The organism is Pseudomonas sp. ICMP 10191 (assembly GCF_001467335.1).
GTDB classification, from domain to species: domain Bacteria; phylum Pseudomonadota; class Gammaproteobacteria; order Pseudomonadales; family Pseudomonadaceae; genus Aquipseudomonas; species Aquipseudomonas cerasi.
On record NZ_LKGW01000116.1, the window covers coordinates 1 to 25,329 of the forward strand.

Genomic DNA, 25,329 nt, shown 5'->3' on the forward strand with positions numbered 1-25,329 from the left:
CCCGGACTGAATGACAGTCCGGGGCGATGCTGTTCGTGAAACCTGCAAACGGGATTGACCGGGCCAACCGGCCTGAGCCGGGCCTGGCTGGCAATCAACCGCGCTGGTAAACGATTTCCTTGGTGCCGCCTTCGCAGGTGCCGACGACTTGCTTGTCGGCCGCGCTGCCTTTCTCGACCACTTCCAGCGTGTAGGACGTTACGCCCTTCGCCTGGAGTCTTGCGTCGAGTTCACTTTTCAACTCTTCACATGGCTTGCCTGCCGCGAGGGCAGTGCCTGCAATGCTCAGCAAGCCTACAGCCAACAAAAACTTCTTCATGGGTAATCCCTCTCGTCCGGCCAAATGAAGACGCCATCGGAACAGGCGCCCATTGAAAATCCCCACGCTCACACAGCGAACGCGTGGCCACATTTGCGTGTAGCGCAGCTTATGGCAATCGGCCAGCCGAAAGGTTCAGATCACCCTCAGCTGTTGGTGATGCGGAAGCCCACTTTCAACGTCACCTGGAAGTGCGCGACTTTGCCGTTTTCGATATGGCCGCGGGTTTCGGTCACTTCAAACCATTCCATCAGGTCGAGGCTTTTGCTGGCTTCAGCCAGGGCATTGTTGATGGCGTCTTCGATGGTGGTCGTGGAAGAGCCTACGATTTCAACTTTCTTGTACGTGTGATGATCCGACATGGCAGTTCTCCTGAGGTCTGAAAAAGACGCGATATAGAGCGCGCTCCCTGCTTCTGTCAGGAGAAGGCGCGCAAAAGTTCAGACCTTTGCAAAAATCCCATCGCACTTTCCAAAAAGCCCGGAGTCCGAAACAACACGCCCACTCATCATTGCAGGAGAAACACCATGGCTACTACGTCACTTCGCAAAGCCTCGTTGCAGAGTATGGAAGCTGAAATCGAGAGCCTCCTGAAGTCCCTCGAGGGCCTGAAAGCCGACGCTACCGACGAGTCGCGCAAGACACTGAAGAATCTGAAAGCCAACGCTGAAAGCGCGCTGAGCCACTCGCGCAGCCTGCTAAGCGATGTCTACGAAGACGTTAAAGAGAAAACCCGCGAAAACGCACTGGCAACCCGCGACTACGCTCAGGAACACCCTTGGACCACCGCCGGCGTTGCGGTAGGTGCCATCGGCCTGATCGCTGCCTACATGCTGTTCAAGCGCGGTAACTGATCAGTTTTTGATCGGTTCCCCGGACCGCCTCAGCTCATTTTTTAACCACTGAGCAAGCTGCTGCGCCCGTCCATCGGCCGCACGTCTGGGTACCCAAAGCGCCAGCTGCGCCGGGGTTTCACTGAACCCCCAAGGCGCAGCCAGGCGACCGGCCTTCAGGTCATCGATGACCAGAGGCTCGGGCGCAATTGCAATGCCAAGGCCCGCCACGGCCGCCTCCAGCAAATAATACAAATGCTCGAAACCCTGCCCGTAACGCAATGACTGCGGATCGATGCCGTTCTGCTGCGCCCAGCTCGGCCACGCCTGCGGACGCGATGTGGTTTGCAGCAACGACTCTTCCAGCAACGCCTCGACTGGTGCATCGCACAGACGCTCGAATCGCGCGAAACGTGGGCTCAACACCGGTCCGATCCGCTCACTTGCCAGTTCGAAGACCTGCATGTCTGCCGGCCATGGCGGCTCGGCAAATATCAACAGGGCATCAAGACCTGGCCGACGCGGGTCAAGATCACCTTCACCTGCCGACAGGTGCAGACGCAGGTCCGGCAGCTCGGCATTCAGGCGACTCAAGCGCGGGATGAACCAGCGCGCCAGCAGGCTGCCGGAGCAACCCAACACGAACGGCGCATCTGCGCTGCCCTTGCTCAGTTCTGCACACACGCCGCGCAGCCGGTCGAACGCGTCGCCGCTGACATCGCGTAGGCGAATACCTGCATCTGTGAGTTTCAGGCCTCGTCCGTCCTTGCTGAACAGGCTTACACCCAGGTGTTCTTCAAGCACTTTCAATTGGCGACTGACAGCACCATGCGTCACGTTCAGCTGTTCGGCCGCCTGGCTGACACTGCCAAGCCGGGCAGTGCTTTCAAAGGCGCGCAATGCATTGAGGGGAGGGAGGTCGCGGCTCATGATCTGTGAGTTTTCCTGACAGGTTGCAGCGATCTTATCGGTTTTCATCCAGCCTTGCGCTGGTTAAAGTGGACCCATTGCCAATACGGCTCAACCCATTCGCCCAATACTGCAACTGGAGCACTTCATGACCCAGACCAATTTCCGCAGCGGCCCCGACGCCAATGGCCTGTTCGGCTCATTCGGCGGCCGCTACGTGGCTGAAACCCTTATGCCGCTGGTGCTAGACCTCAACCGCGAGTACGAAGCCGCCAAAGCCGACCCGGAATTCATCAAGGAGATGGCCTACTTCCAGCGCGATTACGTGGGCCGTCCAAACCCGCTGTACTTCGCCGAGCGCCTGACCGAGTTCTGTGGCGGCGCGAAAATCTACTTCAAGCGTGAAGAGCTCAATCACACCGGCGCGCACAAGATCAACAACTGCATCGGTCAGGTGCTGCTGGCCAAACGCATGGGCAAAAAACGCCTGATCGCGGAAACCGGCGCCGGCATGCACGGCGTTGCCACTGCTACCGTTGCTGCACGTTTCGGTCTGCCTTGCGTGATCTACATGGGTGCTACCGACATCGAGCGTCAGCAGGCCAACGTGTTCCGCATGAAGCTGCTGGGCGCTGAAATCGTTCCGGTCACTTCCGGCACCGGCACCCTGAAAGATGCGATGAACGAAGCGCTGCGTGACTGGGTGACCAACGTCGACGACACCTTCTACCTGATCGGCACCGTGGCAGGCCCGCACCCTTACCCAGCGATGGTCCGTGACTTCCAGGCCATCATCGGCAAGGAAACCAAAGAGCAGATGCTGGAGAAGGAAGGTCGTCTGCCGGACAGCCTGGTCGCCTGTGTCGGCGGCGGTTCCAACGCCATGGGCCTGTTCCATCCGTTCCTGGATGACGCCAGTGTGGAAATCATCGGCGTTGAAGCGGGCGGTCACGGCGTCAGCACCGACAAGCACGCGGCCAGCCTGAACGGCGGCGTACCGGGCGTGCTGCACGGCAACCGTACCTACCTGCTGCAGGACGGCGACGGACAAATCACCGATGCGCACTCGATCTCTGCCGGTCTGGACTACCCAGGCATCGGCCCGGAACACGCATTCCTGCACGAAGTGAAGCGCGTCGAATACGTCAGCATCACCGATGACGAAGCGCTGGATGCTTTCCATCAGTGCTGCCTGCTCGAAGGCATCATCCCGGCGCTGGAAACCGCTCACGCCCTGGCTGAAGCCATGAAGCGCGCGACCAACCTGCGCGATGATCACCTGATGGTCGTGTGCCTGTCCGGGCGCGGCGACAAAGACATGCAAACCGTCATGAACCATATGGCAGCCGCCGAACACACTCAGGAGCAGCTGGTATGAGCCGTCTAGAACATCGTTTCGCCCAGCTTAAAACCGAAGGTCGTGCGGCGCTGGTCACCTTCATCACCGCCGGTGACCCTGGCTACGCCACCTCGCTGAAAGTCCTGAAAGGCCTGCCTGCGGCGGGTGCTGACGTGATCGAGCTGGGTATGCCGTTCACCGATCCGATGGCCGACGGTGTGGCGATTCAGCTGGCGACCCTGCGTGCTCTGGACGCTGGCCAGACCCTGCAGAAAACCCTGCAGATGGTCAGCGAATTCCGTGTCGACGATCAGACCACGCCGATTGTGCTGATGGGTTACTACAACCCGATTCACCGCTTTGGCGTCGAAGCCTTCGTGGCGCAGGCAAAGGAAGCGGGCGTTGACGGTCTGATCATCGTTGACCTGCCACCCGAGCACGACGCCGAGCTGGCGACGCCTGCACAGGCGTCCGGCATCGACTTCATCCGTCTGACCACGCCGACCACCGATGATGCGCGCCTGCCGCGCGTGCTGGAACGCAGTTCCGGGTTCGTTTACTACGTGTCGGTCGCCGGTGTGACCGGGGCTGGCTCGGCCACCACCGAGCACGTCACTGAAGCCATCGCTCGCTTGCGCCGCCACACCGATCTGCCGATCAGCGTCGGTTTCGGTATCCGCACACCCGAGCAGGCCGCGGCGATTGCGCGCCTGGCTGACGGCGTGGTCGTGGGCTCGGCGTTCGTCGACAAGATCGCCAGCGCCGAGTCGCCGGAGCATGCCGTCGACGGCGTGCTGACGCTGTGCGCGGCGCTGGCCGAGGGCGTACGTAGCGCTCGTCGCTGAGGGTAAAGTTTCTGATACAGAGGAATCAAAGCCTGAGCGGCGGCTCTATGTAGCAAGACATAAGGGGTTCATGACCAGCGTCATGAACCCCTTTTTGCTGCATTGAGTGAAGCCGAGGAAACACCATGAAACTGCCAAACCGTTTTATCACCGGACTGGGTATCTTGATGATCAGCGCCAGTCCGCTGCTGCAAGCTGCACCACCGGATCAACGCGGTGATGGCCCGGACGACAATCGTGGCGTTCAACAGCCGGGGCCGCAGAGCAATGGCGGGCATAACGAGCGTGGCAATGACCGTGGACCGGGCAATGACAATGGCCGGGGTCCGGACAAAGGCCCGGCCAGCCAGCCAGGCAGACAGGCGCATCAGGACAACCGCGGCGGCAACCGCCCACCGCAGGATTTCGGCCCGGTACGCGAGACCTTCCAGCAACACCGCGACGTCATCGGCCGGGGCCAGCCACTGCCGCCTGGCGTACACATCGCCAAGGGCCGTCCGTTGCCCCCTGGTTACGGCAAACGCCTGGACAGCCGCTCGCTGCAATACCTGCCACATTATGACGGCTACGAATGGCGCCGCCTGGGCACCGACGTCGTACTGATCGCCGTGGGTTCTGGGATTGTTTACGCGATTCTGGATGGCGTGTTGAATTGATGGGTGCTGCTATGCGGAGCGTCGAACAAGGCACTCCCACGCTGGAGCGTGAGGAACGATAATCTCGACTATCGTGCGACGCTCCGCGTCGTATGCCGTTCTGGACGCTCCGCGTCCGATCTTGAGGGCCGCCCAGCGCAGAAACCCGCCCAGCTCAACCCTGCTTCTGGTTAACCCGCGCCAAAAACGTCATCAGCGCTCCCGACACAAAATCCGGGTTCTCCAGACTGGCGATATGCCCTGCCTCAGGCACCAGCACGTAAGGGCAGCCGATCAGGCTGGCCATCTCGCAGGTTTCTTCAGGCGGGCGCGGGATGTCCGCATCGCCACACATTACCAGCGTGGTGTCGGCATTCAGTTGTTCGATCAACCCGAGCCGGTCATCACGACCGAAAATCATCCTTCCCAGTGGTACGACGGACTGACGCAACTGCTCGGTATTCATGCCGGCAAGCGCTGCACGAAACGACGTGTACACAGGCGACTGCGGATCAATGCCGGGACGGAAGAAAATCGGTACGACGATATCCAGCAGCGGCTCAGGAAAGGTCCCGACCTCTTCCAGCTTGTCGAGCAACGAGAAGTAATAGGCTTTCTTGGCTTCGGTCTCTTTGCCCAGATAGGTGTCCATCAGCACCAGCCCGGTGATGCGCTCTGGCGCGAGCAGTGCAGCGATTGCGCCCCACATACCGCCGACCGACAGCCCGACGATGCTGCAACGCTCGATATTCAAATGATCCAGCAGCGCCAGCGCATGCCGCGCCAGATCATCGAGGTTGCGAGTGCCTTCGGGAAACCCGCTGGAATCTCCGTGCCCCCACAGATCCGGCACGATCACCCGATACTGGCTGGCCAGGGTATCAATCTGTGCACTCCACATCGCCTTGTCCCAGAGATAGCTGTGACCGAGCACTACCACCGGGCCCGTGCCCTGGTCGGAATAGTGGAGTGTCTTACCGTCGATGAGTAGATCCGGCATTTCTGATGATCCTCTGTTCTGGTCTTTCAGCATTCGGTTCAGGCAGCCTGGGGCAGGGCACCGATGATATTCAAGCGTATGCATGACCATTTTGTTGATGTGCGCGCGGCGATGGACCGAGCGGTCACTTTTCAGCGGGGCAATGTTACACCGCAATCGACGGCAATGGCCTGCCCGCCAGCGAAACCCCGCTCAACGCCTGCTCGCTGGCCAGCCAGTCCACGAATTGCTGAACGATCTGCACGCGGCGTTTGCGCTGGGGCAGGACAACGTAATAGCCCTGGCCGGAAATCGCCGCGCCGGCGATAGGGCGACAGAGCAGGCCCTGATCGAGCAGGTCATCGACCAAGTGCTTCCAGCCGATGGCGATGCCCTGTCCGCCGATGGCCGCCTGGATCAGCAGGGTGTAGTTGTCGAAGCGCAGTTGACCGGGCGCGGGGGCCTGAGGGATGTCCAGCGCGCGGAATACGCCCGCCCAGTCGAACCAGTGGTTGATGCTTTCGCCACGCAGGTGCAGGAGTGGAAAGTCGCGCAGCGCATCGTTGGGCAGCGGCGTCTGGCGCCCGGCGATCAGTTGCGGGCTGCACACCGGGAAGACCTCTTCGCTGAACAGCCAGTGGCTTTCGCCCTGTTTGAAGCGCCCGTCACCGAACAGCACCGCAACATCGATATCAGCACGTAACATGCTGTGGGTACGCTCGCTGGTGACCAGGCTGACGTCCACGTCCGGGTTAACCTTGTGGAAACGGTGCAGACGCGGCATCAGCCAGTAGGCGGCGAAGGCGAAGTCGGTCGCCACTTGAAGCACTTCGTGCTGGTGGTGTTCGGTAATGGCTGTCAATCCGCTGTCGATGGATTGCAGCCCGGCCTGCACATGGCTGAATAGCACTTCACCGGCGTCGGTCAATTCGATGCCACGGTAGATGCGGTCGAACAGACGGGTAGCGAGTTGCTCTTCGAGGCGCTTGATCTGCTGGCTGACAGCGGGCTGTGTCGTGCCCAGTTCGAGGGCTGCCGCTGTGAAGCTGCGCAAACGCGCCGCGACTTCAAATGCACGCAGCAGATCGAGTGACACATCGCCGAAAGATTCAAACATTAGCTGGGCTTATCCTAGGTATTGCTGTGTATGGGCTTTACCCTGAAACGTATGGACTCCATCCTCATACCCGGCACTTTCGCATAACTTTTCACAATGGGATGCAGCGATTACATGAAGCGCAAAAATATTCTGTTCATCATGGCCGATCAAATGGCCGCGCCAATGTTGCCGTTTTACGCCCGATCCCCGATTCTGATGCCGAACCTGAGCCGCATGGCCGCCAATGGCGTAGTGTTCGACTCGGCGTATTGCAACAGCCCCCTTTGCGCGCCGTCGCGCTTCACCCTGGTCAGCGGCCAGCTGCCGAGCAGGATCGGCGCGTACGACAACGCAGCTGACTTCCCGGCCGACATCCCTACTTATGCCCACTACCTGCGTGCGCTGGGCTACAAGACCGCCTTGGCAGGCAAGATGCATTTCTGCGGGCCGGACCAGTTGCATGGCTACGAAGAACGCCTGACCAGTGACATCTACCCGGCCGACTATGGCTGGTCAGTCAATTGGGACGAGCCGGATGTGCGGCCAAGCTGGTATCACAACATGTCATCGGTATTGCAGGCTGGTCCGTGCATTCGCACCAACCAGCTGGATTTCGACGAAGAGGTGCTGTTCAAGTCCCAGCAGTATCTGTACGACCACGTGCGCCAGGACGGTGATGCGCCTTTCTGCCTGACCGTTTCCATGACTCATCCTCATGACCCGTACACCATTCCCAAGCCGTTCTGGGACCTGTACGCCGACGAAGAGATCCCGATGCCGCCGCCGCACGCCAATCAGGCCGCGCTGGACCCGCATTCGCAACGGCTGCTCAAGGTCTATGACCTGTGGGACAAGCCCATGCCGACCGACAAGATTCGTGATGCGCGCCGCGCCTACTTTGGCGCGTGCAGCTACATCGACCTCAACGTCGGCAAGCTGATGCAGACGCTCGATGAAGTCGGGCTGGCGGAAGACACCATCGTGGTGTTCTCCGGCGATCACGGCGACATGCTGGGCGAGAAGGGCCTCTGGTACAAAATGCACTGGTTCGAAATGGCCGCGCGCGTGCCGCTGGTGGTGTACGCGCCGGGCCAGTTCAAACCGGGACGGGTCAGTGCGTCGGTGTCGACTGCCGACCTGCTGCCGACCTTCGTCGAAATGGCCAGCGGCAAACTGGACGCCGGTTTGCCACTGGACGGACGCTCGCTGATGCCGCATCTGAAACGCAAGGGCGGGCACGACGAGGTGTTCGGTGAATACATGGCCGAAGGCACCACCAGCCCGCTGATGATGATCCGTCGTGGCGCGTACAAATTTATCTATTCGGAACAGGACCCGTGCCTGCTGTTCGATGTGAAGAAGGACCCGGAAGAGCAGAAGGACCTGAGCCAATCACCCGCCCATGAAAAGCTGTTCAATGACTTCCTGGCCGAAGCTCGGGCCAAGTGGGACATCCCGGCGATACACCAACAGGTGCTCGCCAGTCAGCGTAGAAGGCGCTTCGTCGCCAAATCGCTGGCAACCGGCAAGCTGAAGAGTTGGGATCACCAGCCACTGGTCGACGCCAGTCAGCAGTACATGCGCAACCACATTGATCTGGACGATCTGGAGCGCAAGGCACGTTTTCCGCAACCTTGACCCTGCCCACACCAAAAAAACCAAAGGGGTACATCAATGAAGAAGTTATCCACAGCCGTTGCGGTCGCGGTCATGACCTTCGGTAGCCTGGCAGCGCAGGCGGAGGACGCCAGTTGCAGCACCGTGAAGATGGCCGATCCCGGCTGGAGTGACATTGCGGCCACCAACGCCATTACCAGCGTGGTCCTCGAGGGCCTGGGCTACACGCCCAAGGTCGATACCCTGGCCGTGCCGATTGCCTATGGCGGTTTGAAAGACGGCAAGCTGGATGTGTTTCTGGGTAACTGGATGCCGGCGCAGCAGGGCTTTTACGACAAGTTCGTGGCCACCGGAGATGTGACGCAACTGGCGAAAAACCTGGAGGGCACCGAATTCACCCTGGCCGTACCGGATTACGTCTGGGAAGCCGGTGTGCATAACTTTGCCGACCTGAACAAATTCGCTGACAAGTTCGACAAGAAAATCTACGGCATCGGTTCCGGCGCGCCTGCCAACCTGTCGTTGCAGGAGATCATCAAGAAGAACGAATTCGACCTGGGCAAATGGAAGCTGGTGGAATCCAGCGAGACTGCGATGCTCGCCGAGGTCAATCGCAACGTGAAGAAAAAAGCCTTTGTGGTGTTCCTCGGCTGGACGCCGCACCCGATGAACGTGCAGATCAAGGGCATGCACTACCTCAAGGGCGGCGAGAAATATTTCGGCGACACCGGCTCGGTCTTTACACTGACCCGCAAGGGTTATGCTCAAGCCTGCCCGAACGTCGGCAAGCTGCTGACCAATCTGAGCTTCACCCTGGACATGGAAAACAGCATCATGGCCGAAGTGGTCAACAAGAAGGTCAGCAACAGCGAGGCGGCGAAAGCCTGGATCAAGGCCAACCCGGCGGTGCTGGACAAGTGGCTGGAGGGCGTACAGACCGCTGATGGCAAGGACGGTCTGGCGGCGGTGAAGGCCAGGTTGTAAGCGTAAAGCCTTGAGTGCGCTGCGTGACGAAGGTCTGTGACGCGGAGCGTCACCCAAGGCATTTCCACGCTGGAGCGTGAGGAACGACAGGCGTCCGACTATCGTGCCCATGCTCCACGTGCCGTTCTGGGCGCTCTGCGTCCTCTACGTTCAATTCAACCGAGGGACCGATGCGCTGGCTCAATCGCCATAAATTCCTACCCTTTCTCGCCTGGCTGCCGCAGCAGAATCGCGCCAGCGTCGGGCGTGATGCGCTAGTGGGCCTGAGTGGCGCCATTCTGGCACTGCCGCAATCCATCGCTTACGCACTGATCGCCGGGCTGCCGCCTGAGTACGGTCTCTACGCTGCGATTGTTCCAGTCCTCGTGGCCTGTCTGTGGGGATCGTCCTGGCACCTGATCTGCGGGCCGACTGCGGCTATTTCCATCGTGCTGTACGCCAGTGTCAGTCCGCTCGCCGTCCCGGCCAGTCAGGACTACATCATGTTGATCCTGCTGCTGACCTTCATCGCTGGCGTATTTCAGTTGTTGCTGGGGATGATGCGCTTCGGTGCACTGGTAAATTTCGTTTCGCACTCGGTGGTGCTGGGTTTCACGCTGGGCGCTGCGGTGGTGATTGCGCTGGGGCAGATGCCCAATCTGCTGGGCATTGATCTGCCGAGTCAGACCACCGCCCTCAAAAGCGTGAGCGCCGTGCTCGAGCATCTGCGTGAGGTCGATCTGTCTTCGCTGATGCTCGGTCTGTTGACCCTGGCGCTGGGTATCGGACTCAAGCTGCTCGTGCCTCGCTGGCCGACGCTGTTGATCGCACTGGTGTCGAGCAGCCTGCTGGTGTGGCTGTGGCCGGCGATGTTCGGCCATGTCCGTGTGGTCAGCGCCTTCGTCGGCCATCTGCCGCCCTTCAGTCCGTTGCCGCTGGATCTCGAACTGATCCTTAAATTGCTGCCGACCGCCGTGGCGGTGGGCATGCTCGGGCTGGTCAACAGCCTGTCGATTGCCCGCTCGCTGTCAGCTCGTTCGCAGCAGATGCTCAATGCCAATCAGGAAGTGCGTGCCCAGGGGCTGTCGAACATGGTCGGCTCGCTGTTCTCCGGCTACCTGTCAGCCGGGTCTTTTACCCGTGCGGCATTGAGTTACGAGGCAGGTGCGCGCTCGCCGTTGGCGGGGGTGTTTTCCGCGCTATGGGTGGCGCTGTTCGCAGTCGCCGGTGCCTCGTTGATATCGCACATTCCGATCCCGGCCATGGCCGCCTCAATTCTGCTGATCTGTTGGGGGCTGGTGGATCGCCGAGGCATTCGTGCGCTGTTCCGCGTCAGCCGCGCCGAGTTTTTCGTGATGGCGCTGACCTGTCTGGCCACCCTGCTGCTGGAGCTGCAAACCGCGATCTACGCCGGTGTGCTGGCCTCGCTGTTTTTCTATCTCAAGCGCACCTCGCAACCGCGTGTCCAACAATGGCGCGAGGGCGACGAGGAGGTCCTGCGGGTCGGCGGATCGATCTTCTTCGGGGCCAGCCACTACCTGCAAACCCGCCTGCAACGTACCGAAGGTGTGCGAGTGGTGATCGATGCGCAGCAGATCAACTTCATCGATTACTCAGGCGTTGAGATGCTTCATCAGGAAGCCAGACGTCTGGGCCGGCAGGGCAGAGTGCTGGTCCTGCGCAATGCCAGGCCGCAAGTGATCGAGGAACTGCACAAGCTGGAAGGGGCGGAGAAGTGCCCGATTCTGTTTGAGGATTGAGCCATGAATCATCGTCGCGATGCTCTGCGTTTTACAAAGGTCCCGATGAGCCCGTAGATTTGGCTTCTGCCCGGAGGGCATGGGAGCGAACTTGTTCGCGAAAGGGCAGGTATAATCGCCGAAAATACATCATCTGAAATACCGCCTTCGCGAACAAGTTCGCTCCCACGGCCTTCGGCCAGAATCAAAAGCGGACTTGTGCATAACTCGGAGCATTGGCACGATAGTCCGCAGATAGCCGATCAACCCGCAGCCAGCAATCTGCGCAACTCAGCCAGCACCGGAGCCGATTCCGGACGCACACCGCGCCACAGCAGGAAGGCTTCTGCGGCCTGCTCGGCCAGCATGCCCAGACCATCCACCGCCTGCGCCGCGCCGTGTTCGGTGGCCCAACGGCAAAAAGCAGTGGGTTCGTTGCTGTACATCATGTCGTAGCAGAAGGTCACTCCCGACTGGATGAGGCTGGGCGCAATCGGTGGCAACTCTCCGGCCAGGCTGGCCGAGGTGGCGTTGATGATCACGTCCACCGACTCTTCAAGCCAGTCGTAGCTGCTGGCGAATACCGGCCCGAGGTCGGCAAACTCCTGCGCCAGTCGTTCGGCTTTCTCGACCGTACGATTGGCGATCACCAAGGCAGCGGGCTGTTGCGCAAGCAACGGCTCCAGCGCACCACGCACCGCACCGCCTGCGCCCAGCAACAGAATGCGCTGACCACGCAGGCTGCGACCGCAATTGACCGTCAGATCACGTACCAGCCCGGCACCGTCAGTGTTATCACCCAGCAGGGTTCCGTCGTCGAGCTTGCTCAGGGTGTTGACCGCCCCGGCGCGCTGCGCACGCTGGGTCAGACTGTCGGCAAGGCGCCAGGCTTCTTCCTTGAACGGCACAGTAACGTTGGCACCGCGCCCGACCTGGAAAAACGCCTGGGCGAACGCGGTGAAATCGTTCAGCGGTGCCAGCGAGGTCTGGTAATCCAGCGTTTGCCCGGTTTGCTCGGCAAACAGGCGATGAATCAACGGCGACTTGCTGTGGCCGATGGGATTACCGAAGACGACGTACTGGTCCATGTGTGTTCCTGATCTGTTTGCGTGTGCAGCACCTTGCGGCGGTGAATCGGCTCAGTTTTCGGCCAGCCAGTCCCGATCAGTGAGGAAGTATTCGGTCAGACGCGCCTCTTCGCTGCCCGGCGCGGCCTTCCAGTCATAACCCCAACGCACTTGCGGCGGCAGCGACATGAGGATCGATTCGGTACGCCCACCCGATTGCAGACCGAACAACGTGCCGCGGTCATACACCAGGTTGAACTCGACGTAGCGACCACGACGGAATTCCTGAAACTCACGCTGCTGCACGGTATAGGCCGCCGCCTTGCGACGCCGCACGATCGGCAGATACGCATTGATGAACGCATCACCGATAGCACGAATGAACGCGAAACTGGTGTCGAAATCCCACTGGTTCACGTCATCGAAAAACAGACCTCCGATGCCGCGCGGTTCATCGCGATGCTTGAGGTGGAAGTAACTGTCGCACCAGGCCTTGTAACGCGGGTAGACATCCTCACCGAAGGGCGCACAGGCGCGCTCGGCGACCCGGTGCCAGTGCACGCAGTCTTCCTCGACGCCGTAATAGGGCGTCAGGTCGAAACCGCCACCGAACCACCAGACGGCCTCTTCACCTTCTTTCTCGGCAATGAAGAAACGCACGTTGGCGTGGGACGTCGGCACATGCGGGTTGTGCGGATGGATCACCAGCGACACGCCCAGCGCCTCGAAACCACGCCCGGCCAGTTCAGGCCGATGAGCACTGGCAGACGGCGGCAGATTGCTGCCGAAAACATGGGAAAAATTGACACCGCCTTTCTCGATGACCGTGCCATTCTCGATCACCCGCGTGCGACCACCGCCGCCCGCCGGACGCGTCCAGGCATCTTCCATGAAGTGTGCGCTGCCATCTTCCTGTTCAAGCGCAGTGCAGATACGGTCTTGCAGGTCGAGCAGGTAGGCTTTTACGGCCTCGGTACGGGTACTCATGAGGATCCCTTACGGCTGACGTCAAACGGCTGAGCCCTCGCAGCAAAAGAGGCGCAGGCAAATTGGCGCGTAGCATACCATCGGCGGCGCGGGCTGGCAGTTGACGAAGGTCCGGGGATGGAGTCCGATGGGGGCTTTCGCAGCTTGTTTTAACCATCAAGGAGAGAGCACATGGCAAAGCGTATCCAGTTCAGCGCTGTCGGAGGACCCGAGGTTCTTGAATATGTCGATTTCGAGCCGCAGGCTCCGGGGCCGCAGGCGGTGGTTGTGCGTAACAAGGCCATTGGCCTGAATTTCATCGATACCTATTACCGCAGCGGGCTGTATCCGGCGCCGTCGCTGCCTTCCGGCCTCGGTGCCGAAGGGGCGGGGGTGGTCGAGGCGGTGGGGGCCGAGGTGACGCGCTTCAAGGTCGGAGATCGTGTCGCTTACGGCACCGGGCCGCTGGGGGCGTACAGCGAAGTGCACGTGCTGCCTGAAGCGAATCTGGTGAAGCTGGCGGACTCGATCAGTTTCGAGCAGGCCGCAGCCCTGATGCTCAAGGGCCTGACGGTGCAGTATCTGCTGCGTCAGACGTATCAGGTGAAGCCGGGCGAGACCATTCTGTTTCATGCTGCTGCGGGTGGTGTGGGTTCGCTGGCCTGCCAATGGGTCAAGGCGCTGGGCGCCAAACTGATCGGCACGGTCAGTTCGCCGGAGAAGGCCGCGCACGCCAAGGCGCTGGGTGCCTGGGAAACCATCGATTACAGTCACGAAGACGTCGCCAGGCGCGTGCTGGAGCTGACCGACGGCAAGAAATGCCCGGTGGTCTACGACGGGGTGGGTCAGGACACCTGGCTGACGTCACTCGACTGCGTGGCACCACGTGGGCTGGTGGTGAGCTTCGGCAATGCGTCCGGGCCGGTCTCGGGCGTGAATCTCGGGATTCTGGCGCAAAAGGGTTCGGTGTATGTCACGCGCCCGACGCTGGGCTCTTACGCCAACAATGCGCAGAACCTGCAGGCCATGGCGGACGAGCTGTTCGACATGCTCGCCAGCGGCAAACTCAAGGTCGACGGCATTCAGCAGTATGCTCTGAAGGATGCCGCCAAGGCGCAGACCGAGCTGTCGGCCAGACGCACCACCGGCTCGACCATTCTGATTCCTTGATCGTCTGCCCTTGAATGCGCACTGTGTGTGCCAGCGTCAGCCGGCGCGCACAATCTGCGCGGTGGCGATATCCCGTATCACGCTGGGGTTTCGACGCCCGCCCAGGCTGCCGCCGAGAACCCCGTCGATCTGCCCGCGGAAGTACTGCTCGACGCGCAATCTCGAACGCGCAGCCGGGCGACCCGCCGGGTTGGCCGAGGTGGAAATCAACGGACCGACCAGTGCGCACAGTTCACGTACGGTCGGGTGATCGGTAACACGCAGCGCCACGGTTTCGTGAATGCCGGTGATCCACTCGGGCAGCAGGTTCTGATGCGGTACCAGCCAGGTGTTGGGCCCAGGCCAGGTGCTGGCCATGCGGTCGAGCCACAGTTCAGGGAAGTCTTCGAACAGGAAGTCGAACTGGCGAATGTTGTCGGCAATCAGGATCAGGCCTTTTTCCACCGGCCGTGACTTGATCGCCAACAGACGATAGACCGCTTCTTCATCCCACGGATCGCACCCAAGCCCCCAGACTGCCTCGGTCGGGTAGGCAATCACCGCACCGGCTCGAATATCCTGAGCGGCTTGTTGCACTCGCCAACTGCTGACCATTGTTTGTCTCTCCACTGAATCCTGGCGGCAGTTTAACCTCAGGGCGCTCTGGCGAACCATCGTCCTGCTTCACAGCTTATGCGTCCGTCCAGTTCCAGCTCGGTCAGGCCCGCCAATACCTTGGGTAATGGCCATCCGCATGACAACGACAGCCCCTCGCTGGTGTGCGGTGCGGCGTGCAGCAGCGCCAACAGTGGATGATCGCAAGGGGCAGGCTTCGCCGGCGTGACGGGATCGATGCCGGGCGCAACACGTTTCCAGTGCTGCAAGCCTTCAAGAATGTGTTCGACGGTCTCAATCAGTGTCGCGCCGTCTCGTATCAACTGATGACAGCCCTTGGCGCCAGGGTGATGAATCGAGCCGGGTATCGCGTAAACCTCTCGTCCATGCTCGGCGGCCAGCCGCGCGGTAATCAATGAGCCGCTGGCAACACTGGCCTCGACCACCAGTATGCCCAGCGACAGGCCACTGATGATTCGGTTACGTCGCGGGAAGTTGCTGGCCTGTGCTGCGGCGTCCAGCGGGAACTCGGAAATCACGGCGCCGCCCTGGGCCGCCATCTGTGCTGCGAGCGCGCGGTGCTGCTGTGGATAAAGTTTTTCGAGCCCGGTGCCAAGCACGCCGATTGTCAGCCCCCCGACATCCAATGCGCCCTGATGCGCGGCACCGTCAATACCTCGCGCCAAGCCGCTGGTGATCACAAAACCGGCAGCCGCCAGGCTGCGCGCAAAAGCGCTGGCGGTGTCGAGTCCGGGTCGGGAGGCGCGACGACTGCCGACCATTCCCAGTTGCGGACGCTCAAGGATCGAAGGGTCGCCGGCAATGAAGATCAGCGGCGGTGGATCTGCGATCTGCGCCAGCAGCGCGGGGTAGCCGGGGTCGTCCCACATCAGCAAATGCTGGGCCGGACGCTCCAGCCAGGCCAATGCGGCACTGGCGCCATCACGTACGGAGGGGTCACGACGCGCCTCGGCACAGACACCTGGAATGCCCAGCGCACGCCATGCGCTGGCCGGCGCACTGAGCGCCGACGAGGCCGAACCGAAAGCTTCAATCAGTCTGGAAAAGCGTTTCGGCCCTATCTCGGGCAAGCGGTGCACGCGCAAGCGCGCTTCCAGCTCTGCAGGCGAAGAGAGGGCATTTTCGAACAATGGCATGAGATCGTCCCTGATCCATCGTGCATCTCAAGTGATGCACAAACCTGTGGATAACTCTGTTGACAACAATTTGATAAGTGTCTGGTTCGTCACACAAATCCGTGTCAGATCTGAAACATGCGTCTACGGATTGCGAACCTTGTCCATGATGGCCAAAGATCGGTTGGCTTGCAGGACCAAGGCGTAACTAAGCTTGTCGTAGGTACGGAAAACCATCAGCAGCCCGGCCCGTTCGTCGGGGATTTTTACCAGCTCACCGGTGATTCGGTCGCGCACGGTTTCGCTGGTCTTGTAGATCGCCAGCACGTTGCCCTCGGTCAGACCGTCGCGTTTGCCCTTGTCGAGCGTGACCACATCCAGCACGCTGACCTGAGTGACGCCGCGTGGCACATCCAGAATCAAACCTTCTATCGGCGCCTGCGGAGCGCTGGGCAGGAACGTCGAGTTGATGGCCCGCTCTTCGCTGCTGAACAAGCGATCGCCCAGACGCACTTCCTGCGTGGAGCGCTGCAGAATCAGGGTCGAGACGTCACCTTCGGTGGCAACCACCTCGGCGCTGCCGACGTCATCGGCGTTGATGCCCAGTACTTCCTTGGTCTCCGGATCGATGTAGGTCTTGCCCTGACGAAAGATGCCATAGACGCTGTGCGCCGGGTCCAGCGCGCCCCGTGCATAGGCACGATCACCGTTGCCACTGAGCACGCGCTCGGCATTGCCCGCAACGATGTAGGGGGCTTTCTCGAACTGCTCGGCGTTGTCGACAATCCGGTTGCTGATCAGGAATGCGTTGATCGCCCCCAGCGGAATGCTCGGAATGGCCTCGACCATCGGCGTACTGCGCACACGCGGTGACAATTTGATGGTCCCGCGCGACTCGCCCCGATTGAGCGTCACACGCGGCTGACCATCGACCCAGGTCAGCGCGAGGGTGTCACCGGGATAGATCAGGTCGGGATCATGGACTTGCGGATTGGCCCGCCAGATCTCGCGCCATTTCCACGGTTCACGCAAGAACTTGCCGGAAATGTCCCAGAGTGTGTCCCCGGCGACAACGGTGTAGCTCTGCGGATAGCCTTCCCTGAGTTGCACTTGCGCCTGCGCAAGACCGCTGGCGGTCAGCAGCAGCAGGGCGAGTAGTGATTTCCTCATGCGGTGAATCCCTTTATCATGTTGCCTCACGCGAACCCTAGAGTCCTGTCCTGGGCTGCCTGCCTTGAACTCCCGGGCCCGGCACCCAACATTGACTTTACCTTAACAGTGCAGCTCTTACGTATATGGCCATTCTAAACATCCTCGAATTTCCCGATTCGCGCCTGCGCACTATCGCCAAACCTGTGGCGATGGTAGACGAAGGCATTCGCCAGTTGGTCGACGACATGTTTGAAACCATGTACGAAGCGCCAGGTATTGGCCTGGCCGCGACTCAGGTCAACGTCCACAAGCGCGTGGTCGTCATGGACCTGAGCGAAGACCGCAGCGAACCGCGGGTCTTCATCAATCCTGAAATCGAAAAGCTGACCGACGAAATGGATCAGTATCAGGAAGGCTGCCTGTCGGTTCCCGGTTTCTACGAAAACGTCGACCGCCCGCAAAAGGTTCGCGTCAAGGCGCTGGACCGTGACGGCAAGCCTTACGAACTGGTTGCCGAGGGCCTGCTCGCCATCTGTATCCAGCATGAATGCGATCACCTGAACGGCAAGCTGTTCGTCGATTACCTTTCCAACCTCAAGCGTGACCGGATCAAGAAGAAGCTCGAAAAGCAGCACAAGCTCAACGCCTGATCCGTCGTTACCCCAAAAGGCCTGAACAGGCCTTTTTTTATAATGAGAACTCCATGACTGAGCCACTGCGCATCGTCTTCGCCGGCACCCCGGAATTCGCCGCCGAACACCTCAAGGCCCTGCTCGACAGCACTCACCAGATCGTCGCCGTGTACACCCAGCCCGATCGCCCGGCCGGTCGTGGACAAAAGCTGATGCCCAGCCCGGTCAAGCAACTGGCGCTGCAACATGACGTACCGGTCATGCAGCCGCCAACGCTGCGCGATCCTGACGCGCAGGCCGAACTGGCAGCGCTGCAACCCGATTTGATGGTGGTCGTCGCCTACGGCCTGATCCTGCCGCAAGTGGTGCTGGATATTCCGCGCCTGGGCTGTATCAACAGCCACGCGTCGCTGCTGCCGCGCTGGCGTGGTGCGGCGCCGATTCAGCGCGCGGTACAGGCCGGTGATGCCGAGAGCGGCGTAACGGTGATGCGCATGGAAGCGGGCCTGGACACCGGGCCGATGCTGCTCAAGGCCGTTACCCCGATCACCGCGCAGGACACGGGCGGGACGCTGCATGATCGCCTGGCCGAACTCGGTCCGCCGGCTGTGTTGCAGGCCATTGCCGGTCTGGCGGAAGGTTCGCTGGTCGGCGAGGTTCAGGATGACAGCCTGGCCAACTACGCCCACAAGCTGAACAAGGACGAAGCGCGCCTGGACTGGACACGTCCGGCCGATGAGCTTGAGCGCCTGGTCCGCGCCTTCAACCCCTGGCCGATCTGCCACAGCACGCTGAACGAAGAAACCCTGAAAGTCCTGACAGCCGATCTGGCCGAAGGGCAGGGCGCGCCGGGGACGATTCTTGGCGCCAGCAAGGATGGCCTGATCGTCGCGTGCGGTCAGAACGCGCTACGCCTGACCCGTCTGCAATTGCCGGGCGGCAAGCCGCTGAACTTCACGGATCTGTTCAACAGCCGCCGCGAGAAATTTGCCATCGGCACGGTGCTGGGCCAATGAACCCGCGTCTGGCCGCCGCCAAGGCACTGGCTGCCGTGCTCAGCGGCAAGGCCTCGCTGAACAGCTCGTTGCCCACTCAACTGGACAAGGTCGAGGTGCGTGATCGTGGTCTGACTCAGGACCTGGCATTCGGCACCGCGCGCTGGCAGCCGCGCCTGTCGGCTCTGGCGGCCAAGCTGCTGCAAAAGCCCTTCAAGGCCGCCGACGCCGACGTTGAAGCCTTGTTGCTGGTCGGTCTTTATCAGCTGTTCTACAGCCGCATTCCGGCCCACGCCGCCATCGGTGAAACCGTGGGCTGCGCCGACAAATTGAAAAAGCCCTGGGCCAAAGGCTTGCTCAACGCCGTGCTGCGCAATGCGCAACGTGACGGCGAGGCGCTGCTGATCGAGCTGGAACACGACCCGGTGGTGCGTACAGCCCACCCGCGCTGGCTGCAGAAAGCCCTGAAAGCCGCCTGGCCGGAACAGTGGGAAGCCATCTGCGCGGCCAACAATGCACACCCGCCGATGATTTTGCGCGTCAACCGACGCCATCACCGTCGCGATCAATACCTCGAACTGCTCAACACTGCCGGCCTGCAAGCCAGTGCGTGCACATTCAGTCAGGACGGCATCGTGCTCGCCGAGCCGTGCGATGTGCGCTCACTGCCCGGTTTTGCCGAAGGCTGGATCAGCGTGCAGGACGAAGCCGCGCAACTGGCCGCCGACCTGCTGGAGCTGGCCCCCGGGCAACGGGTACTCGATGCCTGCTGCGCGCCGGGCGGCAAGACCTGCCACTTGCTGGAAGTGCAGCCGCAACTAAGCGGCGTGGTAGCGGTGGATCTGGAAGCCAAGCGTCTGGTGCGCGTGCGTGAAAACCTTGATCGCCTGGGCCTGGATGCCGAGCTGATCGCCGCCGATGCACGCGAGACAGCGCAGTGGTGGGACGGCAAACCGTTCCAGCGCATCCTGCTCGACGCACCGTGCTCGGCGACTGGCGTGATTCGTCGTCATCCGGACATCAAACTGACTCGTCAGGCAGACGACATCGTCGCGCTGGCGGCCTTGCAGGGCGAGCTGCTCGATGCGTTGTGGCCTACGCTGCAGGTAGGCGGCATGCTGGTGTACGCGACCTGCTCGACACTGCCGACCGAAAACACCGACGTCATCGAGGCGTTTCTGGCGCGTACCTCCGGGGCCAGAGAGCTGGACATCGCCGGGCAGGCAGGACAGCCGCCCGCGGGTATCAAGCAAGCCCATGGTCGCCAGCTGCTGGCCCAGCAAGGCGGCCACGATGGTTTCTACTACGCCAAACTGATCAAGATCGCGGCGGCGCGGGAGTAAGCGCGTGAAAATCATCATTCTGGGTGCAGGACAGGTAGGCGGTACGCTGGCCGAGCATCTGGCGGGCGAAGCCAATGACATCACCGTGGTCGACACTGACGGCGACCGGTTGCGCGATCTGGGCGACCGCCTGGACATCCGCACCGTGCAGGGCAAAGGCTCCTACCCGGCGGTGTTGCGTCAGGCCGGCGCGGACGACGCCGACATGCTGGTCGCGGTGACCAGCAGCGACGAAGCCAACATGATCGCCTGTCAGGTTGCCCACACGCTGTTCCACACGCCGACCAAGATCGCGCGCATTCGTGAAGCGGCGTACCTGACACGCGCTGGCCTGTTCGATAAAAACGCGATCCCGGTCGACGTGCTGATCAGTCCGGAGCAGGTCGTCACCAACTACATCAAACGTCTGATCGAATACCCCGGTGCGCTGCAGGTGATCGACTTCGCCGAAGGCAAAGCGCAACTGGTCGCGGTCAAAGCCTATTACGGCGGCGCACTGGTCGGTCAGCCGTTGCGCCAGCTACGAGCGCACATGCCGAATGTCGAAACGCGCATCGCGGCGATCTATCGCCGCGACCGGGCGATACTGCCGCATGGCGACACGGTCATCGAAGCCGATGACGAGGTGTTTTTCATCGCCGCCAAGGCTGATATTCGTGCCGTGATGGGAGAGCTGCGGCGCCTGGACGAGAACTACAAACGTATCGTCATCGCCGGTGGCGGCAACATCGGCGAGCGTCTGGCTGAAGCCATCGAAAGCCGCTATCAGGTGAAGATCATCGAAGTGAGCCCGGCGCGCTGCCGCTATCTGTCGGAGCATCTGGACAGCACGGTGGTGCTGCAGGGCAGCTCATCGGACCGCGACCTGCTGCTGGAAGAAAACATCGGCAACACCGACCTGTTCCTGGCGCTGACCAACGACGATGAAGCCAACATCATGTCGTCGCTGCTGGCCAAGCGTCTGGGCGCGCGCAAGGTGATGACGCTGATCAATAACCCGGCCTACGTCGATCTGGTGCAGGGTGGCGAAATCGACGTTGCGGTCAGCCCGCAGCTGGCAACCATCGGCACGCTGCTGGCCCACGTGCGCCGTGGTGATATCGTCAGCGTGCATTCGCTGCGACGCGGTGCAGCCGAAGCCATCGAGATCGTCGCTCACGGCGACTCGAAATCCAGCAAGGTGGTGGGCCGCGCCATCAAGGACATCAACCTGCCGACCGGTACGGCAATCGGCGCAGTCATCCGCGACGAACAGGTGCTTATCGCCCATGACATCACCGTGATCGAATCCGGTGACCATGTGATCATGTTCCTTGTGGACAAGAAGTGCATCCGCGAGGTTGAGCGGCTGTTTCAGGTCGGCCTGAGCTTTTTCTGAACCGCTCCTGAACAGGGTGTGACCCTGACTGAACCTCTTGCCGACGCGCCCTGTCGGCAACGCTCGTCGACTCGGGCGAATTCTCTCTGAGCCCGTGCATCTCAGACACACGAGCTTCATGCCTGCACGGGCTTTATGAGAGAGAACGCACCCCATGTCCGAATCGGAAAATTCCCCGGCCCCGCTTCAAGGCTCACAGACTGACGGCACACCGGCGGGTGGCTGGCCTGCGCTCAGTGCGGTCAACAAGCACCTGTTGCACCAGCATGTGCTGATCAAGGGCAACCGCACGCTGATGTCCATGAACAAGCCTGGCGGCTTCGACTGCCCCAGTTGCTCCTGGCCGGACCCGAAGAAACCGCACACCTTTGAATACTGCGAGAACGGTGCCAAGGCACTGGCCTGGGAATCGACCAGGAAACGCGTGACGCCCGAGTTCTTCGCCCGGCATACGGTCAGCGAACTGGCGACCTGGAGCGATCACGCGCTGGAAGCAGAAGGCCGTATTACCGAGCCGATGCGCTACGACGCCGCCACTGACAAATACCTGCCTGTCACCTGGGACGAAGCGTTCGCCGAGATCGGCGCAGAGCTGCGCGGCCTGAGCGATCCGTGGAAACTGGAGCTGTACACCTCCGGACGCACGTCGAACGAAGCCGCCTTTCTGTATCAGCTGTTCGGTCGGCTGTACGGCATGGCCAACTTCCCTGACTGCTCGAATATGTGCCATGAAACCACCACTGCGGCGCTGCCCGAGTCGATCGGGGTCGGCAAAGGCACCACGACGCTGGAAGATTTCGAGAACGCCGACGCGATTTTTATCATCGGCCAGAACCCCGGGACCAACAGCCCGCGCATGATGTCCGAGCTGCACGCCGCCGCACGCCGGGGCGCAAGCATCATCTCGTTCAACCCGCTGCGGGAAAGGGCGCTGGTACGCTTTGCGGCGCCGCAGGACCCGCGCGACATGCTCAGTCTGCATGGGGTGGAAATCAGCTCGCAGTACCATCAGGTCAGGATCGGCGGCGACATGATCGCCCTGCAAGGCGTTTGCAAGGCCGTGATCGAAGCCGATGACGTGGCGCAGCGTGAAAACCTGCCGCGCGTCCTCGACGTGGCGTTCATTGAAGAACACACCCATGGCTTCGAGCAGTACGCCGATTATTGCCGACAGTTGCCCTGGGACATCATCGAGCGCCATTCGGGTCTGACGCGTCAGGCCATCGAAGAGGTGGCTGCGGTTTATAAGCGCTCGAAGGGGGTCATCTGCTGCTGGGGGATGGGCATCACTCAGCACAAGCGTGGCGGTGATGCCATGCAGCAGATCATCAACCTGCTGCTGTTGCGCGGCAACATCGGCAAGCTCGGTGCAGGGGCTTGCCCGGTGCGCGGGCATTCCAACGTACAGGGCGACAGGACGATGGGCATCTATGAAAAGGCCGGCGAACCGTTTCTGGCCAGCATGAGCAAGGTGTTCGGTTTTGAGGCGTCCAGAAAAAAAGGCCATGCCGTGGCCGAGACCTGCGAAGCCCTCTTGCGTGGCGAGGTGGAAGCGCTCATTTCCATGGGCGGCAATTTCTTCCGTGCCATTCCGGACACCGATGTGATCTGCCCGACCGTCAGCCGCCTGAAAATGACGGTGCTGGTCAACACCAAGCTCAACCGCAGTGCGACGGTACATGGCCAGAAGGCCTTTCTGCTGCCATGCGTGGCGCGTTCGGAACGCGACCTGCAGAACGGTGTGGCGCAAACCATTACGGTGGAGGACTCGATGTCGATGGTGCACGGCTCGACCGGCATGCTCGAGCCTGCGTCGAAACATCTGATTTCCGAAATCGCCATCATTGCCGGTATCGCCAAAGCGACGCTTGCGCCCAACCCCAAGGTGGACTGGGACAGCTACGTGGGTGACTACGCCAGGATTCGCGACAAGATCGAAGAAGTATTGCCCGAGCAGTTTTACGATTTCAATCAGCGCATCCTAGAACCCGGAGGTTTTCGATTGCCCAATGCCGCCAGTGAGCGCAAGTGGGACACCGAGTCGGGCAAGGCCAACTTCCTCTTTCCCGAAGGCATCTACGACGAAGACGACACGCCGCCGGGCGCCGAGCATCTGCAGTTGATGACGATCCGCAGCCATGACCAGTTCAACACCACGGTGTATTCCAACGACGACCGTTATCGGGACATCTTTGGCGACCGCATGGTGGTGATGCTCAACCCGCAGGACATCGAACGCCTGGGGCTGAAAGCCGGGGACTACATCGAGTTTCAGACGGCGCTCGACCCGACCACGGCGCGGCGTGCAGCGGGTTTCAAGGTCATACCCTACGACGTGCCGCAGGGTTGCTGCGCAGCGTATTACCCGGAAACCAACGGCCTGCTGCCACTGGCCAACCGGGATAAACATGGCAACACTCCTGCGGCCAAATCCATCCCGGTGAACCTGGTGCGGATGAGTCCGGAGGGCACTCAGGTGGCGCTGGAGCGGCGCGGGTTGATTGCGGCGGCCAGTTGAGGGAAACACTATCGTGCCCATGCTCCAGCGTGGGCACGCCGTTCCGGACGCTCTGCGTCCTCTTTGTGACGCGGAGCGTCACGCACGGCATTCCCACGCTGGAGCGTGCGGAACGATAATCTCGACTATCGTGCGGCGCTCCGCGTCGCATGCAGTTCTGGACGCTCTGCGTCCTATCTTTCCTAGTACCAGCGCGCTTCGCCTGGCGGGCGTTTCTTGAAGCGTTTCATGGTCCACATGTACTGGCTAGGGTAAGCCCGCACGTATTTCTCGACCACTTTGCTCATCGCCGCTGCCGAGGTTTCGGTGTCGGTGCTGTACATGGCTTCCGGAGCCGCTTCGAGTACCACTTTGTAACCCGAGCCGTCCGGCAGGCGCATGGCGTGCAGGAATACACCGACTGCCTTGCCGCCTGCCAGCATGTTCGGTACGAACTTGCTGGTCAGCGCCTGGGTGCCGCAGAAGGGCACGAAGATGCCCGCTGATTCGGCCGGCTCCGGATCGGCCGGAATACCCACCGAGCCGCCTTTGCGCACTTCCTTGATGACACTGAGAATGCCTTCCTTGGTCGACGCCGCCACCTTGTTGCCCAACTGCACACGCTGCTTGCGCAACAGGTCGTCCACGGCTTTCAGCTTGGGTGGACGATAGAAAATGATCGGCTTGCACTGGCTGCAATAGAAGTGATTGAGCACTTCCCAGTTGCCCAGGTGGCTGGTGATGCCAACCACGCCCTTGCCGGACGCCAGCGCGTCCTTGAGCACATCAAGCCCTTCGACTTCACGCACCAGGTCGATCGATTTCTGTGCTGGCCATATCCACGCACAGGCGCTTTCGGTCAGGGTCTTGCCGATGTCCATCAGGCTGCGGCCAACGAGCTTTTCCAGCTCCGGCTCGCTCAACTCGGGGAAACACTTGGACAGGTTGATCCGTGCCACTTCCCGCGAACGGTTGGGCAGCTTCCACATCAGCCAGCCAATCGCGGTGCCTGCCCACTGCACCGCGCGCCACGGCAACAGCGCAAACAATCGCAACGCCCCGACCATTACGGCGCCTTTGAACTTATCCACAGATGACTCCCAGATTCTCGAGGCGGGTAGT

24 protein-coding genes are annotated in these 25,329 nt (G+C 61.1%); 13 read left to right on the top strand and 11 right to left on the bottom strand.

The window, feature by feature from the left end; all coding sequences use genetic code 11:
• Positions 1-94: 94 nt before the first annotated feature.
• Together AO388_RS16605 and AO388_RS16610 are read right to left on the bottom strand one after the other, a co-directional pair.
• Positions 95-319 (bottom strand): DUF1161 domain-containing protein, encoded by a 225-nt coding sequence (locus AO388_RS16605; protein ID WP_003318454.1) that lies wholly within the window; start codon positions 317-319, stop codon positions 95-97.
• 146 nt (positions 320-465) lie between these two features.
• Positions 466-681 (bottom strand): dodecin, encoded by a 216-nt coding sequence (locus AO388_RS16610; protein WP_003318455.1) that lies wholly within the window; start codon positions 679-681, stop codon positions 466-468.
• A 165-nt stretch (positions 682-846) separates the two neighbouring features.
• On the opposite strand from AO388_RS16610, the gene AO388_RS16615 reads away from it, so the two are divergent.
• A complete protein-coding gene (locus AO388_RS16615; RefSeq protein WP_003318456.1) occupies positions 847-1,173 on the top strand; it encodes a DUF883 family protein in 327 nt (108 codons plus the stop codon).
• Here the strand turns inward: AO388_RS16615 and AO388_RS16620 are convergent, their stop codons facing one another.
• Complete coding sequence (locus tag AO388_RS16620) at positions 1,174-2,130, bottom strand: LysR family transcriptional regulator (RefSeq protein WP_003432714.1); 957 nt, start codon at positions 2,128-2,130, stop codon at positions 1,174-1,176.
• Between the two features lie 79 nt (positions 2,131-2,209).
• On the opposite strand from AO388_RS16620, the gene trpB reads away from it, so the two are divergent.
• The 3 genes from trpB (at position 2,210) to AO388_RS16635 (ending at position 4,901) form a co-directional block, all read left to right on the top strand.
• Positions 2,210-3,439, top strand: coding sequence for a tryptophan synthase subunit beta (trpB, locus tag AO388_RS16625; RefSeq protein ID WP_003367769.1), 1,230 nt, complete (start codon positions 2,210-2,212; stop codon positions 3,437-3,439).
• Positions 3,436-4,245, top strand: coding sequence for a tryptophan synthase subunit alpha (gene trpA, locus AO388_RS16630; protein ID WP_058416774.1), 810 nt, complete (start codon positions 3,436-3,438; stop codon positions 4,243-4,245). The genes trpB and trpA overlap by 4 nt, the downstream gene beginning before the upstream one ends.
• A gap of 125 nt (positions 4,246-4,370) precedes the next feature.
• The gene (locus AO388_RS16635; RefSeq protein WP_044309652.1) at positions 4,371-4,901 is read left to right on the top strand and encodes an anti-virulence regulator CigR family protein; all 531 of its coding nucleotides are present in this window, start codon (positions 4,371-4,373) and stop codon (positions 4,899-4,901) included.
• A gap of 154 nt (positions 4,902-5,055) precedes the next feature.
• Here the strand turns inward: AO388_RS16635 and AO388_RS16640 are convergent, their stop codons facing one another.
• Positions 5,056-5,880, bottom strand: a complete 825-nt coding sequence (locus tag AO388_RS16640; protein WP_058416775.1) for an alpha/beta fold hydrolase — start codon at positions 5,878-5,880, stop codon at positions 5,056-5,058.
• Positions 5,881-6,025: 145 nt separating this feature from the next.
• Positions 6,026-6,976, bottom strand: coding sequence for a choline sulfate utilization transcriptional regulator (locus AO388_RS16645; RefSeq protein WP_003367782.1), 951 nt, complete (start codon positions 6,974-6,976; stop codon positions 6,026-6,028).
• Positions 6,977-7,090: 114 nt separating this feature from the next.
• Here AO388_RS16645 and betC point away from each other — a divergent pair, with 114 nt between their 5' ends.
• The 3 genes from betC to AO388_RS16660 all read left to right on the top strand — a co-directional run bounded on the left by betC (position 7,091) and on the right by AO388_RS16660 (position 11,298).
• Positions 7,091-8,596: a choline-sulfatase gene (gene betC, locus AO388_RS16650; RefSeq protein WP_044309649.1), complete on the top strand. Its 1,506-nt coding sequence runs from the start codon at positions 7,091-7,093 to the stop codon at positions 8,594-8,596.
• A 36-nt stretch (positions 8,597-8,632) separates the two neighbouring features.
• On the top strand, positions 8,633-9,559 hold the full coding sequence (locus AO388_RS16655; RefSeq protein ID WP_003367786.1) for a choline ABC transporter substrate-binding protein: 927 nt from the start codon (positions 8,633-8,635) through the stop codon (positions 9,557-9,559).
• Between the two features lie 170 nt (positions 9,560-9,729).
• Positions 9,730-11,298, top strand: a complete 1,569-nt coding sequence (locus tag AO388_RS16660; RefSeq protein ID WP_003432720.1) for a SulP family inorganic anion transporter — start codon at positions 9,730-9,732, stop codon at positions 11,296-11,298.
• A gap of 242 nt (positions 11,299-11,540) precedes the next feature.
• On the opposite strand, the gene aroE is transcribed toward AO388_RS16660, so the two are convergent.
• Both aroE and hemF read right to left on the bottom strand, forming a co-directional pair.
• Positions 11,541-12,365, bottom strand: a complete 825-nt coding sequence (gene aroE, locus AO388_RS16665; protein WP_003432721.1) for a shikimate dehydrogenase — start codon at positions 12,363-12,365, stop codon at positions 11,541-11,543.
• Positions 12,366-12,416: 51 nt separating this feature from the next.
• The gene (gene hemF, locus AO388_RS16670) at positions 12,417-13,331 is read right to left on the bottom strand and encodes an oxygen-dependent coproporphyrinogen oxidase (protein WP_003401477.1); all 915 of its coding nucleotides are present in this window, start codon (positions 13,329-13,331) and stop codon (positions 12,417-12,419) included.
• A gap of 171 nt (positions 13,332-13,502) precedes the next feature.
• Here hemF and AO388_RS16675 point away from each other — a divergent pair, with 171 nt between their 5' ends.
• Positions 13,503-14,480 carry an NADPH:quinone reductase gene (locus AO388_RS16675; RefSeq protein WP_058416776.1) on the top strand — a complete coding sequence of 326 codons (978 nt, stop codon included), beginning with the start codon at positions 13,503-13,505 and terminating at the stop codon, positions 14,478-14,480.
• A 36-nt stretch (positions 14,481-14,516) separates the two neighbouring features.
• On the opposite strand, the gene AO388_RS16680 is transcribed toward AO388_RS16675, so the two are convergent.
• The 3 genes from AO388_RS16680 to AO388_RS16690 form a co-directional block, all read right to left on the bottom strand.
• Complete coding sequence (locus AO388_RS16680) at positions 14,517-15,074, bottom strand: L-threonylcarbamoyladenylate synthase (RefSeq protein ID WP_003340101.1); 558 nt, start codon at positions 15,072-15,074, stop codon at positions 14,517-14,519.
• Positions 15,075-15,112: 38 nt separating this feature from the next.
• Positions 15,113-16,231 carry a DNA-processing protein DprA gene (dprA, locus tag AO388_RS16685; RefSeq protein ID WP_058416777.1) on the bottom strand — a complete coding sequence of 373 codons (1,119 nt, stop codon included), beginning with the start codon at positions 16,229-16,231 and terminating at the stop codon, positions 15,113-15,115.
• 123 nt (positions 16,232-16,354) lie between these two features.
• Entirely contained in the window at positions 16,355-17,380 is a 1,026-nt protein-coding gene (locus AO388_RS16690; RefSeq protein WP_003367793.1) for a LysM peptidoglycan-binding domain-containing protein, read from the bottom strand.
• Between the two features lie 125 nt (positions 17,381-17,505).
• On the opposite strand from AO388_RS16690, the gene def reads away from it, so the two are divergent.
• The 5 genes from def to AO388_RS16715 all read left to right on the top strand — a co-directional run bounded on the left by def (position 17,506) and on the right by AO388_RS16715 (position 24,228).
• Entirely contained in the window at positions 17,506-18,012 is a 507-nt protein-coding gene (gene def / locus AO388_RS16695) for a peptide deformylase (RefSeq protein WP_002551333.1), read from the top strand.
• Between the two features lie 53 nt (positions 18,013-18,065).
• On the top strand, positions 18,066-19,010 hold the full coding sequence (fmt, locus tag AO388_RS16700) for a methionyl-tRNA formyltransferase (protein WP_003367799.1): 945 nt from the start codon (positions 18,066-18,068) through the stop codon (positions 19,008-19,010).
• The gene (gene rsmB, locus AO388_RS16705) at positions 19,007-20,332 is read left to right on the top strand and encodes a 16S rRNA (cytosine(967)-C(5))-methyltransferase RsmB (protein WP_003432726.1); all 1,326 of its coding nucleotides are present in this window, start codon (positions 19,007-19,009) and stop codon (positions 20,330-20,332) included. The genes fmt and rsmB overlap by 4 nt, the downstream gene beginning before the upstream one ends.
• 4 nt (positions 20,333-20,336) lie before the next feature.
• A complete protein-coding gene (trkA, locus tag AO388_RS16710) occupies positions 20,337-21,710 on the top strand; it encodes a Trk system potassium transporter TrkA (protein WP_003367803.1) in 1,374 nt (457 codons plus the stop codon).
• A 154-nt stretch (positions 21,711-21,864) separates the two neighbouring features.
• A complete protein-coding gene (locus AO388_RS16715) occupies positions 21,865-24,228 on the top strand; it encodes an FdhF/YdeP family oxidoreductase (RefSeq protein ID WP_054082291.1) in 2,364 nt (787 codons plus the stop codon).
• A gap of 182 nt (positions 24,229-24,410) precedes the next feature.
• Here AO388_RS16715 and AO388_RS16720 read toward each other — a convergent pair whose 3' ends face one another.
• Positions 24,411-25,298 (bottom strand): lysophospholipid acyltransferase, encoded by an 888-nt coding sequence (locus AO388_RS16720; protein ID WP_054082290.1) that lies wholly within the window; start codon positions 25,296-25,298, stop codon positions 24,411-24,413.
• Positions 25,299-25,329 lie beyond the last annotated feature (31 nt).

Coding starts and splice junctions, on each gene's coding strand:
- AO388_RS16610 (WP_003318455.1), bottom strand. CDS start 681: ATGTCGGATCATCACACGTACAAGAAAGTTGAAATCGTAGGCTCTTCC.
- AO388_RS16635 (WP_044309652.1), top strand. CDS start 4,371: ATGAAACTGCCAAACCGTTTTATCACCGGACTGGGTATCTTGATGATC.
- AO388_RS16690 (WP_003367793.1), bottom strand. CDS start 17,380: ATGAGGAAATCACTACTCGCCCTGCTGCTGCTGACCGCCAGCGGTCTT.
- AO388_RS16615 (WP_003318456.1), top strand. CDS start 847: ATGGCTACTACGTCACTTCGCAAAGCCTCGTTGCAGAGTATGGAAGCT.
- trpB (WP_003367769.1), top strand. CDS start 2,210: ATGACCCAGACCAATTTCCGCAGCGGCCCCGACGCCAATGGCCTGTTC.
- AO388_RS16655 (WP_003367786.1), top strand. CDS start 8,633: ATGAAGAAGTTATCCACAGCCGTTGCGGTCGCGGTCATGACCTTCGGT.
- AO388_RS16605 (WP_003318454.1), bottom strand. CDS start 319: ATGAAGAAGTTTTTGTTGGCTGTAGGCTTGCTGAGCATTGCAGGCACT.
- hemF (WP_003401477.1), bottom strand. CDS start 13,331: ATGAGTACCCGTACCGAGGCCGTAAAAGCCTACCTGCTCGACCTGCAA.
- AO388_RS16645 (WP_003367782.1), bottom strand. CDS start 6,976: ATGTTTGAATCTTTCGGCGATGTGTCACTCGATCTGCTGCGTGCATTT.
- AO388_RS16660 (WP_003432720.1), top strand. CDS start 9,730: ATGCGCTGGCTCAATCGCCATAAATTCCTACCCTTTCTCGCCTGGCTG.
- aroE (WP_003432721.1), bottom strand. CDS start 12,365: ATGGACCAGTACGTCGTCTTCGGTAATCCCATCGGCCACAGCAAGTCG.
- AO388_RS16640 (WP_058416775.1), bottom strand. CDS start 5,880: ATGCCGGATCTACTCATCGACGGTAAGACACTCCACTATTCCGACCAG.
- betC (WP_044309649.1), top strand. CDS start 7,091: ATGAAGCGCAAAAATATTCTGTTCATCATGGCCGATCAAATGGCCGCG.
- dprA (WP_058416777.1), bottom strand. CDS start 16,231: ATGCCATTGTTCGAAAATGCCCTCTCTTCGCCTGCAGAGCTGGAAGCG.
- fmt (WP_003367799.1), top strand. CDS start 18,066: ATGACTGAGCCACTGCGCATCGTCTTCGCCGGCACCCCGGAATTCGCC.
- AO388_RS16715 (WP_054082291.1), top strand. CDS start 21,865: ATGTCCGAATCGGAAAATTCCCCGGCCCCGCTTCAAGGCTCACAGACT.
- AO388_RS16680 (WP_003340101.1), bottom strand. CDS start 15,074: ATGGTCAGCAGTTGGCGAGTGCAACAAGCCGCTCAGGATATTCGAGCC.
- rsmB (WP_003432726.1), top strand. CDS start 19,007: ATGAACCCGCGTCTGGCCGCCGCCAAGGCACTGGCTGCCGTGCTCAGC.
- trpA (WP_058416774.1), top strand. CDS start 3,436: ATGAGCCGTCTAGAACATCGTTTCGCCCAGCTTAAAACCGAAGGTCGT.
- def (WP_002551333.1), top strand. CDS start 17,506: ATGGCCATTCTAAACATCCTCGAATTTCCCGATTCGCGCCTGCGCACT.
- AO388_RS16620 (WP_003432714.1), bottom strand. CDS start 2,130: ATGAAAACCGATAAGATCGCTGCAACCTGTCAGGAAAACTCACAGATC.
- AO388_RS16675 (WP_058416776.1), top strand. CDS start 13,503: ATGGCAAAGCGTATCCAGTTCAGCGCTGTCGGAGGACCCGAGGTTCTT.